This window comes from Pseudolysinimonas kribbensis (genome assembly GCF_030161895.1).
Taxonomy (GTDB): domain Bacteria; phylum Actinomycetota; class Actinomycetes; order Actinomycetales; family Microbacteriaceae; genus Pseudolysinimonas; species Pseudolysinimonas kribbensis.
Window position 1 is genome coordinate 3,282,086 of record NZ_BSVB01000001.1, and the last position, 14,905, is coordinate 3,296,990.

At 71.5% G+C, this 14,905-nt stretch carries 17 protein-coding genes, 4 tRNA genes and 3 pseudogenes; 17 read left to right on the top strand and 7 right to left on the bottom strand.

Translation table 11 applies throughout. The features are described 5' to 3' along the window. Positions 1-109 precede the first annotated feature (109 nt). Together QQK35_RS18000 and QQK35_RS18005 are read right to left on the bottom strand one after the other, a co-directional pair. Positions 110-1,342 (bottom strand): HRDC domain-containing protein, encoded by a 1,233-nt coding sequence (locus QQK35_RS18000; protein ID WP_344202735.1) that lies wholly within the window; start codon positions 1,340-1,342, stop codon positions 110-112. 105 nt (positions 1,343-1,447) lie between these two features. Further along, positions 1,448-1,927, bottom strand: a pseudogene (locus QQK35_RS18005) (DUF3000 family protein); the annotation flags it as partial. Between the two features lie 105 nt (positions 1,928-2,032). On the opposite strand from QQK35_RS18005, the gene QQK35_RS18010 reads away from it, so the two are divergent. Together QQK35_RS18010 and QQK35_RS18015 are read left to right on the top strand one after the other, a co-directional pair. Beyond that, complete coding sequence (locus QQK35_RS18010) at positions 2,033-2,302, top strand: hypothetical protein (protein ID WP_284255377.1); 270 nt, start codon at positions 2,033-2,035, stop codon at positions 2,300-2,302. Further along, a complete protein-coding gene (locus QQK35_RS18015) occupies positions 2,275-3,204 on the top strand; it encodes an alpha/beta hydrolase (RefSeq protein ID WP_488803441.1) in 930 nt (309 codons plus the stop codon). Before QQK35_RS18010 ends, QQK35_RS18015 begins: the two co-directional genes overlap by 28 nt. Here the strand turns inward: QQK35_RS18015 and QQK35_RS18020 are convergent. Genes QQK35_RS18020 through QQK35_RS18035 form a run of 4 tightly spaced genes read right to left on the bottom strand, consistent with a single transcriptional unit; the run spans position 3,117 to position 5,076 of the window. Beyond that, positions 3,117-3,383 (bottom strand): dihydrofolate reductase family protein, encoded by a 267-nt coding sequence (locus QQK35_RS18020; RefSeq protein WP_348535025.1) that lies wholly within the window; start codon positions 3,381-3,383, stop codon positions 3,117-3,119. The two genes, QQK35_RS18015 and QQK35_RS18020, sit on opposite strands and share 88 nt — an antisense overlap. Then, a complete protein-coding gene (locus QQK35_RS18025) occupies positions 3,311-3,730 on the bottom strand; it encodes a dihydrofolate reductase family protein (protein ID WP_284255379.1) in 420 nt (139 codons plus the stop codon). The genes QQK35_RS18020 and QQK35_RS18025 overlap by 73 nt, the downstream gene beginning before the upstream one ends. Continuing rightward, positions 3,727-4,164 (bottom strand): SufE family protein, encoded by a 438-nt coding sequence (locus tag QQK35_RS18030; RefSeq protein WP_284255380.1) that lies wholly within the window; start codon positions 4,162-4,164, stop codon positions 3,727-3,729. Before QQK35_RS18030 ends, QQK35_RS18025 begins: the two co-directional genes overlap by 4 nt. A gap of 9 nt (positions 4,165-4,173) precedes the next feature. Next, a complete protein-coding gene (locus QQK35_RS18035) occupies positions 4,174-5,076 on the bottom strand; it encodes a sulfurtransferase (RefSeq protein WP_284255381.1) in 903 nt (300 codons plus the stop codon). Between the two features lie 155 nt (positions 5,077-5,231). Here QQK35_RS18035 and zapE point away from each other — a divergent pair. The 4 genes and pseudogenes from zapE to QQK35_RS18055 all read left to right on the top strand — a co-directional run bounded on the left by zapE (position 5,232) and on the right by QQK35_RS18055 (position 8,690). Then, a pseudogene (gene zapE, locus QQK35_RS18040) lies at positions 5,232-6,214 on the top strand (cell division protein ZapE). Positions 6,215-6,342: 128 nt separating this feature from the next. Continuing rightward, positions 6,343-7,613: pseudogene (locus QQK35_RS18045) on the top strand (ammonium transporter). A 25-nt stretch (positions 7,614-7,638) separates the two neighbouring features. Next, positions 7,639-7,797 carry a hypothetical protein gene (locus QQK35_RS18050; RefSeq protein WP_284255382.1) on the top strand — a complete coding sequence of 53 codons (159 nt, stop codon included), beginning with the start codon at positions 7,639-7,641 and terminating at the stop codon, positions 7,795-7,797. After that, the gene (locus QQK35_RS18055; RefSeq protein WP_284255383.1) at positions 7,740-8,690 is read left to right on the top strand and encodes a hypothetical protein; all 951 of its coding nucleotides are present in this window, start codon (positions 7,740-7,742) and stop codon (positions 8,688-8,690) included. Before QQK35_RS18050 ends, QQK35_RS18055 begins: the two co-directional genes overlap by 58 nt. Here the strand turns inward: QQK35_RS18055 and QQK35_RS18060 are convergent. Next, positions 8,667-8,739: transfer RNA gene (locus QQK35_RS18060), tRNA-Val, on the bottom strand. The two genes, QQK35_RS18055 and QQK35_RS18060, sit on opposite strands and share 24 nt — an antisense overlap. 109 nt (positions 8,740-8,848) lie before the next feature. Between QQK35_RS18060 and QQK35_RS18065 the strand changes: the two genes are divergently transcribed. The 11 genes from QQK35_RS18065 to QQK35_RS18115 all read left to right on the top strand — a co-directional run bounded on the left by QQK35_RS18065 (position 8,849) and on the right by QQK35_RS18115 (position 14,836). Continuing rightward, a tRNA-Gly gene (locus QQK35_RS18065) sits at positions 8,849-8,921 on the top strand. Positions 8,922-8,976: 55 nt separating this feature from the next. Then, positions 8,977-9,047 (top strand) — tRNA-Cys (locus QQK35_RS18070). Between the two features lie 39 nt (positions 9,048-9,086). Then, a tRNA-Val gene (locus QQK35_RS18075) sits at positions 9,087-9,161 on the top strand. A gap of 387 nt (positions 9,162-9,548) precedes the next feature. Further along, positions 9,549-9,779: a helix-turn-helix transcriptional regulator gene (locus QQK35_RS18080; protein ID WP_284255384.1), complete on the top strand. Its 231-nt coding sequence runs from the start codon at positions 9,549-9,551 to the stop codon at positions 9,777-9,779. A 158-nt stretch (positions 9,780-9,937) separates the two neighbouring features. Further along, a complete protein-coding gene (locus QQK35_RS18085) occupies positions 9,938-10,069 on the top strand; it encodes a hypothetical protein (RefSeq protein WP_284255385.1) in 132 nt (43 codons plus the stop codon). After that, a complete protein-coding gene (locus QQK35_RS18090) occupies positions 10,066-10,404 on the top strand; it encodes a hypothetical protein (protein WP_284255386.1) in 339 nt (112 codons plus the stop codon). Before QQK35_RS18085 ends, QQK35_RS18090 begins: the two co-directional genes overlap by 4 nt. 64 nt (positions 10,405-10,468) lie before the next feature. Beyond that, complete coding sequence (locus QQK35_RS18095; protein WP_284255387.1) at positions 10,469-11,437, top strand: AAA family ATPase; 969 nt, start codon at positions 10,469-10,471, stop codon at positions 11,435-11,437. Positions 11,438-11,596: 159 nt separating this feature from the next. Continuing rightward, positions 11,597-12,217 carry a hypothetical protein gene (locus QQK35_RS18100; RefSeq protein WP_284255388.1) on the top strand — a complete coding sequence of 207 codons (621 nt, stop codon included), beginning with the start codon at positions 11,597-11,599 and terminating at the stop codon, positions 12,215-12,217. 14 nt (positions 12,218-12,231) lie between these two features. Continuing rightward, positions 12,232-12,696: a hypothetical protein gene (locus tag QQK35_RS18105; RefSeq protein ID WP_284255389.1), complete on the top strand. Its 465-nt coding sequence runs from the start codon at positions 12,232-12,234 to the stop codon at positions 12,694-12,696. A 230-nt stretch (positions 12,697-12,926) separates the two neighbouring features. Further along, on the top strand, positions 12,927-14,153 hold the full coding sequence (locus QQK35_RS18110; RefSeq protein ID WP_284255390.1) for an HK97 family phage prohead protease: 1,227 nt from the start codon (positions 12,927-12,929) through the stop codon (positions 14,151-14,153). Then, positions 14,150-14,836 carry a hypothetical protein gene (locus tag QQK35_RS18115; RefSeq protein ID WP_284255391.1) on the top strand — a complete coding sequence of 229 codons (687 nt, stop codon included), beginning with the start codon at positions 14,150-14,152 and terminating at the stop codon, positions 14,834-14,836. Before QQK35_RS18110 ends, QQK35_RS18115 begins: the two co-directional genes overlap by 4 nt. Positions 14,837-14,905 lie beyond the last annotated feature (69 nt).

A 14,905-nucleotide genomic window follows, 5' to 3' on the forward strand; every position in this document is an offset into this window, starting at 1 on the left:
TCCTCCAGGAGCTGGATCGGATTGAGGGCGCGCACGCAGAGCGTCCCGCGTGCCCCTTCTTCCGACCCTAGGCCGCGCCCCTTCCGGGCGCCGGACCCGTTGATCCTTCCTACGAAGGGGCCTCGGACGCCTCTCCGGCGCTTTGGGGAGGTGTCACAAAGGCATCGGCGATCACCTGTGCGGTCGCCGCAACCTGCCATGGGCGCGCGCCGAGGGCCGTCAGAGCCGCTCCGACGGATTCCGCGCTGATCTCGGCGGGCGGCGCCCAGGCGACGCGGCGCAGGTACTCGGGGGTCAGCAGGTTCTCCACCGGCAGGTTCATCGCCTCGGCCACCGCCGTGACGGCGGGGCGGGCGGAGCGGAAACGCACATCGGCATCCGGGTTCTTGTCCGCCCAGACCCGCGGCTGCGGCAGCGAGTCGCCGGGCGGTCGCAGCAGCGGCAGGTCGGTCGTCGTGCGGCCCGCCTCGATCGCGGCGAACCAGCGGTCGATCTGACCGCGGCTCGCGCGGCCGGTGAAGTCCTTCATGGCCGCCAGCTCGCGCTTGGTGGCGGGCAGGGTGCGCGCGGCCGCGACGAGCGACGCGTCGGGCACGAGCCGGCCCGGCGCGGTGTCGATCTCCCGGGCGTAGGCGTCGCGCGCCATCCAGAGTTCACGCGCGACCGCGAGATTGCGGGGCTGGCGCAGCGAGTGGATGCTCGTCAGCCGACGCCACGGCTCTCCGCGCACCGGGGTCTCGTGCCGCAGGACCGCGTCGAACTCCTGCCGCGCGATCTCGCTCTTGCCCTGCTCGTCGAGCAGTGCGCCGATCTCGTCGCGCAGATCGGGCAGCAGTTCGACGTCGAGCGCGGCGTACACGAGCCAGCTCTGCGGCAGCGGGCGCGTCGACCAGTCGGCCGCCGAGTGCTCCTTGGCGAGGTGGATGCCGAGCAGATCCTCCACGATGGGCCCGAGCCCGACGCGGGGCCGGCCCGCGAGCCGGGCCCCGAGCTCGGTGTCGAAGATGCGCTCGGGGTCGAGTCCGACCTCGCGCAGGCAGGCGAGGTCCTGGCTGGCGGCGTGCAGGATCCACTCCTCGCCGCGCATCACGTCCGCGAGCGCGCTCAGGTCCCCGAGCGCGGGCGGGTCGAACAGCTGCACCGTCGAGCCGCGACGGTAGACCTGGATGAGATAGGCGCGCTGCGAGTAGCGGAAGCCGGAGGCGCGCTCGGCGTCGACGGCGAACGGGCCGCTGCCACCGGCGAGGTCGGCGACCGCGGCGTCGTACACCTCCCGGGTGTCGACGACGGGCAGAGCGGCGTGGGGGAGCGGATCGCGCGACGGGGCCTCGGGCTCAGTCACGTACCGCTCGCACTCCGGGCAGCAGCCCCACGGCGTCGCCCGCCGGGGGAGCCCCGCGAGCAGGCAGAGCAGATCGCCCCACCCGGCGGCGTGCTGACCCAGTTCGCCGCCGTCCGGGCTCCACGACGCGCGGAGTTCGAGCTGCGCGCTGTCGGTCGAGCCGGCGAGCTCGCCGAACCCGGTCGAGAGCACCTTCGTCGCCGTGCCGGAGGCCGCGTGGTAGGCGGCGCCGCGCGCCGCCAGCCCGTCGACGAGCCACGACCAGGCGACCTCGGCCACGAACGGATCGAGTCCGATGTCCGTCTCGAGCGGCGCCTGCGCGAAGCACACGACACGGAAGGCGCCGCCCCACGACTCGGGCTCCTCCGGGTCGTACAACAGGACGAACCGGCCGGTGCCGAGCAGCGAGTCGACGCCGTGCGTCACGGGGCGCACGTCACCGGCGAGGGCGATCGCGAACGGGGCGAGCCCGGTCGGCGCCGCGATCTCCTCCACCTGGAGCTCCGCTCGCAGCTGGGCGGAGCGCACGGCATCCTGCGCGGCACGGAACGGTGCCGGCAGGAGGGAACCGGACGACTGTGCCACCTCAGCAGATTAGGCTCGTCGGCGCAGCGGCGCGTGCTGAACACGCCGCCCGGAGCCCTGGGGAGCGGCATGCGCGCCACACGTTCACATGCCCGGAGAGTCGCGGTGGGAACCGCCATCGGCGTCGCCGGGGCGCTCGGCGCCGCCGCTCTGGCCTCCGGTGCGCTGACGGTGCTCGTCGCGCGGGCGGTCATCGTGCCGCCGTCGCGCCGCACCGAGGACGTGCGGATCCTCCGGGTCGACCTCGACCGCGGCCTCATCGTGCTCTCGGCGACGCCGGACTCCTGCTGCCGGGCACCTACAGCTTCTGGTTCGACCAGGATGCCGGCGAGGCCCGGCTCGGCGAGATCGTCGCCCGCGACGAGCGCACCGTGACGCGCCGCGTGCTGAGCGTCGAGTTCGGCGACCTCGACGCCGCGAGCTCCGGCCGGTTCAACGGCTGGGTGTATCTCACCCCCGACGACCTGGGCGTGGCGTACGAGGACGTGGCGATCGCCACCCCGCTCGGCGATGCCCCCGCCTGGCTCGTGCCGGCCGATCCCGCCAGGGCATCGAAGCGCTGGATGATCGGCGTGCACGGTCGCGCGGTCAAGCGCAGCGAGGTGCTGCGTGCGGTGCCGGTGTTCCGCGACGCGGGGTACGACTCGCTCATCGTCTCCTATCGCAACGACGGCGAGGCGCCGCGCAGCGCGGACTACCGCTATGCGCTCGGCGATCGCGAGTGGATCGACGTCGAGGAGGCGATGCGCTACGCCCTCGACCACGGCGCCGAGGAGCTCGTGCTGATGGGCTGGTCGATGGGCGGCGCGACGGTGCTGCAGGCGCTCACCCGCTCGCTCTATCGGGAGCACGTCATCGGCGTCGTGCTGGAGTCGCCGGTCGTCGATTGGATCGCGACCCTCGACTTCCAGGTCACGCTGCGGCGACTGCCGGCGGTCGTGCGCTATCTGGTGCTCGCGATGTTCCGCTCGCGGTGGGGCGGGATCCTGACCGGGTTGGCGGAGCCGCTCGACCTCGACCGGATGGACTTCGTGCGCCGGGCGCGGGAGCTGCACACGCCGATCCTGCTGCTGCACAGCGACGACGACGGCTTCGTGCCGTCGACGGCATCGCGCGCGCTGGCGGTCGCGCGTCCCGACATCGTGACCTTCGTGCCGTTCGAGGTGGCCCGGCACACGAAGCTGTGGAACTACGACCCGGAGCGCTGGGAGGGCGCGATCCGGGACTGGCTGGCGGCGCTGGACGCGCCGCGTGGCACGCACAGCAACCTGGCGTAGCTCACCCCGGCATCGTCGACGAGCAGCTGCTGCAGTTCGAGGGACGGTGTGACGGCGCCGCCGAAAGGGGCGACGGCCACCCCGCCGACCATGCGCGGCACCGTCGTCAGGCAGATCTCGTCGATGAGCCCGGCGTCGAGCAGCTGGGCGACGACTGATGGCCCGCCCTCGCAGACGATGCGACCCCCAGCTCGGGCAACCGGTCGAGCACCACGTCGCCCGGCCTCAGCCGCGCGGCGCCGGTGTCGCCGCTGCGCGAGAGCACGGCGAGCGGCGTGACCCTCGGCACGAGCTCCGGCTCGGCACGCAGCGTCGCGGCGCCGACGAGCACGAGGTCCGACTCGGCACGGATGGCCCCCAGCACCCGCCGATCGGCTCCGGTCGTGAGGGAGCGCGAGGTGCCGTCGGGCCCGGCCGCGCTGCCGTCGAGGCTCACGACGAGGTTGACCCGGACCCAGTCGGCGGCCGGTGCCGCGTACCGGCGGCGGAGCTCGTCGCGATCGGCGGGCACCCGGCCGAGGATCATGCGCCGGACTTCTCGCGGACCTGACGCTGGATGCGGCCGAGCATGCCCATCATCCCGCGGATGCGCAGCGGGCTGACGGCCTCGGTGAGACCCAGGTCGAGCGGGTAGTCGGCGGGCACGCCGAGCACCTCGTCGACCGTGAGCCCGTCGAGCCCCTCGTGCAGGATCGAGGCGAACCCGCGCGTGGTCGGCGACTCCTTCGGAGCCGTCACGTTGATCCGCACGACGCCGTCCTCGACATCGACGAAGAGGTAGACGGGGGACTGGCACTCGACCACGCGCTCGAGCAGGTCGGGGTGATCGCGGTAGCGCTCGGACAGCTCCGGCAGCGATTGCGAGAACTCGAGCAGCAACTGCAGTCGCTCACCCTGATCGAGGGCGAGGAAGTCGTCCTGGATCGCCGCGAGCGATCCCGGGAGCGTCGTCTTCGCCATCCCTCGAGGCTAGCGCGCGGGCACCTCGCCCGGCTGGTCGCCGCGGACGATCGGCACGCGCACGGCGCTGCCCCACTCGGTCCAGGAGCCGTCGTAGTTGCGTACGCCTTCCAGACCGAGCAGGTGGGTCAGCGCGAACCAGGTGTGGCTCGACCGCTCGCCGATCCGGCAGTAGGCGATGATGCTGTCCCCGGGCCGCAGGCCCACCTCGTCGAGGTAGATGGCGCTGAGCTCCTCGGTCTTCTTGAAAGTGCCGTCCTCGGCGACGGCCCGGCCCCATGGCACGCTCGCCGCGGTCGGGATGTGGCCGGCACGCAACGCGCCCTCCTCCGGGTAGTCGGGAGCGGTGGTGCGATCTCCCACGTACTCGGGGGCGGAGCGCACGTCGACGAGCTTCGCGCTTCCGAGGGCGGCGAGCACGTCCTCCTTGTAGGCGCGGATGGGCGCGTCATCCCGCTCCACGACGGGGTAGTCGACCGCCGTGGAAGCGGGTGCCTCGGTCGTGTACGCGCGGCCCTCGGCCTCCCACTTGGTGCGGCCGCCGTCGAGCAGCCGCACGTCCTCGTGCCCGAACAGCGTGAACACCCACAGGGCGTAAGCGGCCCACCAGTTGTTCTTGTCGCCGTAGATCACGACCGTCGTGTCGCGGCCGATGCCCTTCGAGCCGACGAGCTTCGCGAACGCGGCGCCGTCGATGTAGTCGCGGGCGACCGGGTCGTTGAGGTCGGTGTGCCAGTCGATCTTGACCGCTCCGGGGATGTGCCCGGTCTCGTACAGCAGCACGTCCTCGTCGGATTCGACGACGACGAGCCCGGGCGTGCCGAGGTGTTCCGCCAGCCAGCCGGTGGTGACGAGTCGTTCCGGATGGGCGAACCCCTGCAGTGCGGGATCCTGGTCGCGCTCGACGGTCATGCTGTCTCCTCGTCATCTAGGCTGGAAGCCGCCTTCCAGGCTAGGACTCGAGCACCCGGCCCGCTGCGAGACCGTAAGAGTTCGACACAGCATCCCTCCCGAAGGACATCGTGCAGCAGGTCTCCGTCCCCTCCCTCGTCGATCGCCTCCCGCAGATGAGCGGCTCCGAACTCGCCGCCTCGCTCGTGCCGCCGCGGCAGTTCGCGAGGGCGACGCTCGAGAACTACGTGCCGGATGCCGACTATCCCTCGCAGGCGGAGGCGGTCGCGAAGGTGCGGGCGTTCGCGGGCCGCTGGGGCACGCACCGCGGGGAGGCCTGTTCGGCCGTCGCAAGGCCCCGCAGGGCAAGCCCGGCATCTACCTCGACGGCGGATTCGGCGTGGGCAAGACGCACCTGCTGGCCGCCCTGTGGAAGCTGGCCCCCGGACGCAAGTACTTCGGCACCTTCATCGAGTACACCGCGCTGGTCGGGGCGCTCGGGTACGCGGGCGCGGTGAAGCTGCTCTCGGGCGCGACCCTGCTGGCGATCGACGAGTTCGAGCTCGACGACCCCGGCGACACGATGATGATGAGCCGGCTGCTCGGGGAGCTGGTGGCATCCGGAACCCGGATCGCGGCGACTTCGAACACGCCGCCGAATGCGCTCGGGGAGGGCCGGTTCGCCGCCGTCGACTTCCTGCGCGAGATCTCGGCGCTGGCGGATCGCTTCGAGATCGTGCGGATCGACGGGCTCGACTACCGCCGGCGCGAGATCGAGGGACATGCGATCGCCCTCGACGACACGGCGTTCGAGCAGGAGCTCGGCCAGGCCGCCGCTGCGGGGGCCGCCACGTCCGACGACTTCGGCGCACTGCTGCGGCACCTCGCGACGGTGCACCCCTCGCGCTACGTGAAGCTCGTCGACGGACTGGACGCGATCGGCATCCGGGGCGTGCGCACGCTTACCGACCAGTCGGATGCGCTGCGCTTCGTCGCCATGGTCGACCGCCTCTACGACGCCCAGGTGCGCGTGCTCGCCACTGGCACCCCGCTCGACCGGGTGTTCGGCGACGAGATGCTCGCCGGCGGCTACCGCAAGAAGTACCTGCGCGCCACCTCCCGGCTCATCGCGCTCACGAACCCGCAGCCGGTCGCGTAGCGCGAAACACGATGTTCACAGACCGGCGCCCGCTGTAACCACGGCGAAACACGCCTCGCCCCTGGCGGTAACAGACCCTCGTCACACTGACCCTCACCCGAGCACCATGACGAGATGAGGATCCGCCCATGCTCCACCTCGCGGCCCCCGCGGCTTCGACGTTCGACAACTCCCTCTGGCTGATGGTGGCGGCAGCACTCGTGCTGCTCATGACCCCCGGCGTCGCCTTCTTCTACGGCGGCATGGTCAAGGCCAAGAGCGTCATCAGCATGATGATGATGAGCTTCGGCGCCATCGCCATTGTGGGCGTGCTGTGGGTGCTCTACGGCTACGGACTGTCGTTCGGCACGCCACTGATCCCGCACTTCCTCGGGAACCCGTTCGACCCGAACAACCTCTTGCTCGGACTGAGCTCGCTCATCGACGTCGGCAAGGACGGGGCGATGACACCGGACCTCGGCGGGCTGAGCTTCGTCGGGTTCCAGGCGACCTTCGCGATCATCACCGTCGCCCTGATCTCCGGCGCTATCGCGGACCGGGCCAAGTTCGGCGCCTGGATGGTGTTCGCCGGCGTCTGGGTCACGCTCGTCTACTTCCCGGTCGCGTACTGGGTCTTCAACCTCGGCGACGGGTGGGCACCGGCCGTGCTCAAGGTCAACGACTTCGCCGGCGGCACCGCGGTGCACATCAACGCCGGGGCGGCGGGTCTGGCTCTCGCCCTCGTACTCGGACGCCGGGTCGGCTTCAAGAAGGGCTTCAACGCCCCGCACAACGTGCCGCTCACGCTGATCGGCGCCGCATTGCTGTGGTTCGGCTGGTTCGGGTTCAACGCGGGCTCCGAGGGCGCCGTCGACGGGATCTCGGCGATCGCCTGGATCAACACGCTCGCGGCCCCCGCCGCGGCGACGCTCGGCTGGCTCATCGTCGAGCGGATCAAGGACGGCAAGCCCACGTCGATCGGCGCCGGGTCGGGTGCCGTCTCCGGCCTCGTGGCCATCACGCCGGCATGCAACATCCTGACGCCGGGCTGGGGATCCTCCTCGGCCTGGTCACCGGCGCCGTCTGCTGCATCGCGATCGAGATGAAGTACAAGCTCGGCTTCGACGATTCGCTCGACGTGGTCGGCATCCACCTCGTGGGCGGCATCATCGGCACGCTCTACATCGGCATCTTCGGCTCGGGCATAGGCCTGCTCGACACCGGCAGCCTCCGCCAGCTCGGAGTGCAAGCGGTGGCGGCCTTCGGCGTGGGGATCTTCAGCTTCGTGATGGCCTACGCGATCGGCTGGATCATCCAGAAGACGATGGGCTTCCGCATCAAGAACGAGGACGAGGTCGCCGGCGTCGACACCATCGTGCACGGCGAGGGCGCGTACGAGCTCGAACCGAGTGCCGTGTAACCGCGGGGCGCCCTAACGTGGTGCCATGACCCCCGAGAGCGCCGCCGTGGCGTACTCGGGGGTCGTGGCCGCGCTGGGCGCGGCGCTCGCGCTCGTGCTGGTCGTGCCGTCGCTGCGACGCGCGGGATGGCGCCTGCTGGGGCTCGCGATCGTCTGCGGGGAGAGGTCGTCGTCCTCGGGCTGATCACGGATGCCGCGGGCGCCCCGTACCTCATCGACCTCGCCGCTGCGGCAGCGGTCGTCCTCACCGTCCTCCTCGCCGCCGCGACCGCCGCGGGGGCCGGTCTCCGGATGCGCTGGATCGTCCCGGCCGTGTGGGGCGTCGTCGTCCTGCCGGTCACGGCGCTCGGACCGTTGCTCACGACGGCGGGATGCCGGGGCACGCCGTGCGAGCTGCTGGACTTCGGCGGGGCACTGCCGCTCGCGATCGCCCCCGCGTCCTTCGTGCTCCTCGCCCTACTTATGCCGCGATCCCGTCGCAACGACCTGCCGGCGCCCGGGACCCGCGCTTCGGTCCTGCTCGGCGGTGCGCTGTGGGCCGCCTTCGTCGTCTGGATCGCCGCGATGGAGGGTCTCGTCGACGCCTACACGCCGCTCCTCCTCGTGGCGGGCGGAGTCGGCCCCGGCGTGGGGGCGGCCGTCTGGCTGATCGTCGACCGGCTGCGCCGCTCGGCGCGCCCGCCGGCCCGCTCTCTCGCGCTCGGAGCCCTCGCCGGGATCGTCGCGACGATGGCCGGGGCGGCGACCGTCGCCATCCCGTGGTCGGTCGCCGTCGCGGTGCTGGCAGGCGTGATCTCCGCCGTGATCGCCCGGGGACGCACGAGGTCGGTGGCACGCGCCGGCTGGGTGGTGCTCGCCGCCGGGCTCATCGGCCTCGTGGCGCCGGTGGTCTCGGGCGACGCGATCGGGGTGCTCTTCACGGCGCAGATCGAGGCCGTTCCCGTGCCGCTGGTCGCTGCGGGCGCGGTCGCCGGGTTCGCGGCGCTGGTGTCGCTGCCGGTGTGGCTCGGCATCCGGTTCGGCTCACGGTCGCCGGCGGGCGTGCCATCTGGGTGGGCGATACCAGACTCGAACTGATGACCTCTTCCGTGTGAAGGAAGCGCGCTACCAACTGCGCCAATCGCCCGCGGGAACCCATCTTGCCATACGGCGCCGACCCGTCCGACGCGGGCGTGTCATGCGATTTGGCGAGCCCACGCGGGATGCTAAAGTCGTTCGAGTCGCGCAAGCGGCATGCGGATGTAGCGCAGTTGGTAGCGCATCACCTTGCCAAGGTGAGGGTCGCGAGTTCGAGTCTCGTCATCCGCTCGAGGATCAAGTCTCACGGTCCGCTGTGCTCGCCAAGTGCAGTGACCGCTCACATGGTGGCGTGGCCGAGAGGCGAGGCAGCGGCCTGCAAAGCCGTATACACGGGTTCGAGTCCCGTCGCCACCTCGGCAACACCCCCGGCGGTCCGCAAGGCACCACCGGAACGGGCGATTGGCGCAGCGGTAGCGCGCTTCCCTGACACGGAAGAGGTCACTGGTTCGATCCCAGTATCGCCCACCACAAGAACCCCAGATCAGCCGGGGGTTTCGCATTTCTCGGGGTAGCCGCGTGGACTTACCGTGGACCTATGCCCGCCGAATGGCCGTATTTCGGCCCTCTGAGCCGCCCACTACTGGGCGTGTTACTCGGGTGTGACACATTGGGACAGGACACGCCGTGACTGGACTTCCTGCCCCACGGGCCAGCCCAAACGTGGGATCATTGAGTCGCACCCGAGGTTGAGCTGTTCCGGCGCTCGGGATCGCGTGAACTGCCGCCCCTCCACCGGGTCCCGCGGCAGGTGGACAGCGTGAGAGTGGCCCTCCCGGGTCCACGAGGTGATAGCAGGGCCGCACGCGATCGAGGCACATCGCAGCGTGAGGTCCGCCACCTCTATAGGACGACTCGATGCCTCTCGACCTCGATCAGTACGTGTCCCTCCAGCACGCGGCGGCAGCCTGCGAGCTGGACAGCAAGACGTTGCGGCGCCGGATCGCTGACGGCACGCTGCCCGCCGTGCGGATCGGCACGCGCAGGCCCGGAGCCGGTCGCGACACGCGCCCGATCCGCGTCAAGCTCTCCGACCTCGCGAGACTCATGGAGCCTGTCACGGTCAGCAGCGGGGCCGCCAGCTCGTGATCGTCGGACTGGCCCAGTGGTGCCGCGTCGAGCTGCTGGAGCGATCGCTGTTCGGTCCGTTCCTTCCGGACTCGGACGCCCGCCGCATCCGAGCTGAGCACGCTGCTCGTGGTCTGCGGACTTGCTGGTGGTGCATCCAGCCCTACCGTCCTCGGCGAGTGAAGTTCGGGAACCGCCGATCGTGGCCCGGCCAGGGTGTGCGGTTCTGCACCTGGGCGCACTACGTCGAGTTCGAGCGTGAGACCGCACGCCTGCGCGCCGAGCTGCGGGAGCTGGAGGCCGTCTCGTGAACGGCTACTCCGACCAGCCCGGAGCCCGGGTTGAGTTCGAGGACGTGATCCTGCTCGGCGGCGACTCGTTCACCCTCGACCTGCGCGATCCCGCCGACCGCGGAGACCCGGACGCCGACGTGCCGGAGCCCAGCTCGGAGGACGAGCTGCCGGGTATCGACCTCGACGCCGATCCCGCGCCCGAGCAGCAGACGAGCCCGCCGCCGATCTGGCGATCGTGCCGCGTGAGCTGCCACGTCCGCAGGGACCCTACGGCGCCGTGCAGGAGATCGGCGACGACGGTCAGTGGGTCGACGGCGCGCACCTCTCTGCGGTCGCATATGCCGTCGAGATGATGCACGTGCGGGAAGAGGCCAGGCGTCAGTACGCGATCGACACGGCCCCCGCCAGCCGCTCGACGTGACCAGCTTGGCCGAGCTGCTGTCCCGTCCCGCCGAGCCCCTGGCCCGCGTAGAGGGCCTGATGCCCTGGGAGGCGGGCATGCTGCTGATCGCGGAGCGGAAAGCCGGGAAGTCGACCGTGGCGATCGGGGCCAGCAGGTCGCTCATCACGGGTCAGCCGTTCCTCGGCACCCTGGCCGTCCGCCCGATCGAGCCGGGTGCGCGGGTCGCCTACCTCAACTTTGAGGTCTCGGCGGCAACGTTCGCGCGGTGGGCGTCCGACGCCCGGGTGCCCGCAGACCGGCTGATTGTCGCTAGCCTGCGCGGACGCCCCACCCCGTTCGCGAACGACCACGAGCTGCGGCACCTCGGGGAGCTCCTGCGCGATCGGAACGTCGAGAGCCTCATCATCGACCCGTTCTCGCGCGCGTTCGACGGAGCGGATCAGAACTCGAACTCCGAGGTGTCCAGGTTCCTCGACCGGCTCGATGCCTGGGCTCGAACCGTCGTCGGAGCCCGCGACGTGATCCTGCTGGCGCACAGCGGCCACCTGGGCGAGCACGTCCGCGGCGCGAGCGCGATGGAGGGCTGGGCCGACGTGAACGTCTGGCTGACCCGCCAGGGCGCGACGCGCTACCTGCGGGCCGAGGGTCGCGACGTTGATCTGCCGGAGGCCGCCCTGACGTTCGACCCGGCGACTCGACTGCTCACGTTCTCGGGTGCCGGATCGCGCCGTGACGCGGCTCACAGCGACGGTCTCGACCGCATACTGCGTTTCCTGCGGGACGCTGCGGTGCCGATGAGCGGTCGGCAGATTCACGACGCCCTCGACGACATGCTGGGCGATCACGGCGTGCGCGACGCCCTCGCCTACGGCAAGCGGATGGGCCGCCTCGACTGGGTGAAGGGGCCTCGAAACTCGCAGCTCTGGTCGATCCCGGTCATGCCCACGTTCTCGAACGGCGGGAGCGGCGATGCGAGCGACTGAGGCCAGCAAATACCTGAGTGCGGCAGTGCGGCAGAGTGCGGCAGCAGTGCGGCAGCCGCACTCCGCGAGTCAGTGCGGCAGTGCGGCGGCGCCCTATATGGGCGCCGCACTGCCGCACTCGCGCCGAGCCCGGCACGCTGAGTCTGATCGGAGTTCGAGATGAACGACGAGACGACGACAGAGACCGGTCCTGAACTCGGATCGCCCGACTACTGGGAGCACCCGCAGCCGACGCTCCACGGCGAGCCATGGGAGCCAGCGTTTCCAGGCCAGCGCGTGCCGTTCCAGCCCGGCAACCCGTCACAGACGGTCTCGGGGTACCGCAGCCCGCGTGCCGTCCGCGACCGCGCTGCCGAGCTGCTGGCCGACCTGCTGATCGAGCACCCCGAGTTCGATCGACCCCGCTATCGGTTCGACGCTGAGGCGTGGTCCTACGCCGAGGCCCGGGCCGAGCTGCACCGCGACCACGAGGCGATCGTCGGCCTGTTCGACTCGGCCTCGGGCAACCCCCGCACGAACCTGCATGACCGAGTTCGGGCTGCCGAGCGAGACGCTGCGCAAGCCCGTGACCGGCTCGGTCTTGGGGTGCTGGCCGAGGCACGCGTGCGTCAGGCGCAGGCGACCAGCCTCGCGCTCGGCGGCGGCGTCGAGCTGCTAGCCGCCCGCATGGCGCTCGGGCAGGCGGCGCTCGACGCCCGACGCGCCTCCGACGATCCTGCGGCGCGGCTCGAACTCGACGCGCTCGACGACGACCACAACCACAACGGAGACGGAGCCTGACAATGCCGGACCGCATGCACATCGAGAACGTGTTCCCGTCGCGTCCGCCGTACCGCGAGCCCGGGTTCGGCGGCATGCGCGCCGTGACCGGCCAGCCGCCCAGCCCGCACGACCGCGAGACGACCGAGGACGACGATCGAGCCCTCGCCGCCGACCGCGCCCTGACTCGGCAGAGCCTGGCGCAGACACGCTCTCGGATCGACGCCGCGCTCGGGATCAGGTGCGACGAGCACGACGCCGAGCTGGGCGCGTGGTGCATCGGCTCAGGTGACTCCGGCGTCGGCGCCGTGTGCTTGCACCGTTACGAGCTGGGGCTGGGCGACGCGGCTCGGGTGCGGCTGCCCTCCGGTCCCGCGCCCGCGCCGTTCGTGGACGCACTGGCCGAGCGCGCCGCCGCCGTGCGGAACGTCGGCCTGCACGCCGCACAGCAAGAGCACGAGCAGCGGAGACAGCAGCAGAGAGCGAGGTACAACCGATGACCACCAGCACGACCACCAGGCCCGCCGCGACCACCGGGACGGCCCCTGTCGAGCCGCCCGGCTCGTGGTTTGCGAACCCGAAGCTGACCGCGCTGACACCGTTGACCGTTGAGCCCTCGGGCCGGGTATTCGGGCATCTAGCGAGCTGGAAGGAATGCCACGTCGAGAGCGCGACCCTGGGCCGCCAGTGCGTCACGGCTCCGCGCAGCCGGACCAGCTACAGCAGGTTCATGCTCGGCGCCGTTCGGACTGCAGAGGGCGACACCATCGCGACCGGGCCGATCATCCTCGACACGAGCCACGCCGATCCCGCGTTCGATCAGCTCTCCGCGATGCGCCATTACTCCGACACCGGGCACGCGGTCGCGGACGTTCGCATCGGGGAGGACCACCACGGTATCTGGGTGGCCGGAGCGCTCCGCCCGAGCACGACGCCCGAACAGGTGCGGACCCTCAGGGCCAGCCCGCTCTCGGGGGACTGGCGTTCGCACCAGGGGTCGCTCGAACTCGTCGCCGCGCTGGCCGTGTCGTCGCCCGGGTTCGCGATCGAGCGCCCGCGAGCCCTTATCGCCTCCGCGGGAGTCATGCGCTCGGCGGTAGGGATCGGCGCGGTCGCTCAGCGCCGCTCGGTCGTCAACGACCCGGGCCTTTTCGAGCTGGCGGCGATGCGGGTGAAGGTCGAGGGGGTGCGCCGCACGCTCTCCGCCCCGTCCGCGGACGAGCTGCGCGAGCAGCGGTTCGCTGCGCTTGACGAGCACCGCCGCCGTGAGGCGAGCGAGCGGTCGCTCATCTCGTCCATGTCGCTCCCGAGCGCGCTCGTGCAGGACTGGGCCGGTCCAGTCGCGTTCGAGGACGAGTCGACCGGGGACGGGCGCCGCATCGCGACGGGGGCGCTTCGTCAGGGCGGCTACCCGACTTTGCGGTGGGCGCCGATCGACAACGGTGGCCACGACGGGGCGCTGGCGGTCGGGCGCGTCGAGACCCTGAGCCGCCGTCCGGGCGGGGTGATCTGGGCGACGGGGACGCTCGACCTCGGTAGTGCCGAGGGCCGCGAGGTCGCCCGTCAGATCGCCGCGGGCGTCGCCGGCGGGGTGTCCGTCGACCTGGACGACCCGACGACGGCGCTCGCCAGGGGTGAGGACGGGGGAGACCTGGCTGTGACCAGCGACGCCCGCGTCCGAGGCATCACGCTCGTTCAGATTCCTGCGTTCGACCGCGCGCGGATCGCGCTCGTCGGGCCGCCGCGCCCCGGCTCGGAGCCGGACCCGGAGGACGACGCGGGGGAGCCGGACCCTAACGACTGCGGGTGCGAGCCCGCTTCCGAGGCGCCCCTGCTCACGACCGCCTCCGGCGACCTGCCTGACCTCAGCGACACGGCTCGGTTCCCGGGCCTCGACAGCTACCCCGGCCTGGGCGAGTCGCCCATGCCGACCAATCGCAAGGACACCAGCTCGTGACGACCACTCTCGACCGGCGCAACAAGGCGCCCCGTATCCGACTTCCGCGCGACGGGTCCGCCGCCGAGCTGGGCGCCGACGCGCTCGCCTGCCGCTCGTGCGGAAACCGGGTCGAGCACCCCCACCCGGCCAGGACGGAGGCGCTGCCCGTATGGCCGCGGGTGTCGCCCGCGTTCGACGCGATGGGCGGCGGCGCTCGGGTCGCGATGGAGGTCGCGTTGACCCGCTGCGAGAAGTGCGACGCACGCCGCGACCGCGCCCGGGCTCTCGTGCTCGTGCACGGGCTCGGCTCGATTCCTGGCACGGGCGAGATCGAGGTCGAGCGCGTTGACGCTGCGCTGGCCGGTCTCGACGTGCTCGGCATCGAGGGCGACGACACCGCTCGGTTCACCCGTTCACCGAGCGACGTGCGATCACTGGTCGAGGCCATGGCGCCGTGCGGCGCGAGCTGCTCGTGGAGCCTGCACCTCGGAACCGGGGGCGACCCGCGCACCGCCAGTGCGACGCGCTGGGGCGCGGTGCCTGCCGATCTCGCTCGGGATACCGCCGATGCGTTCCAGGTGTTCTGGCGGTACTCGATGGAGACCGAGACGCCCTGCGCGCCCCCGAGCTGGACGGCGCGCCGCGGGCGTGCCTCTTGTGCGGCGTCGGCACGCTGCGCGTCAAGCCCAGCGACGCGGTGAAGGCGTGGGGCTCTCCGGTGCGCGTGGTCCCGGGTGAGCTGGGAGGGCAGCCGCGACCCGAGCCCGTTT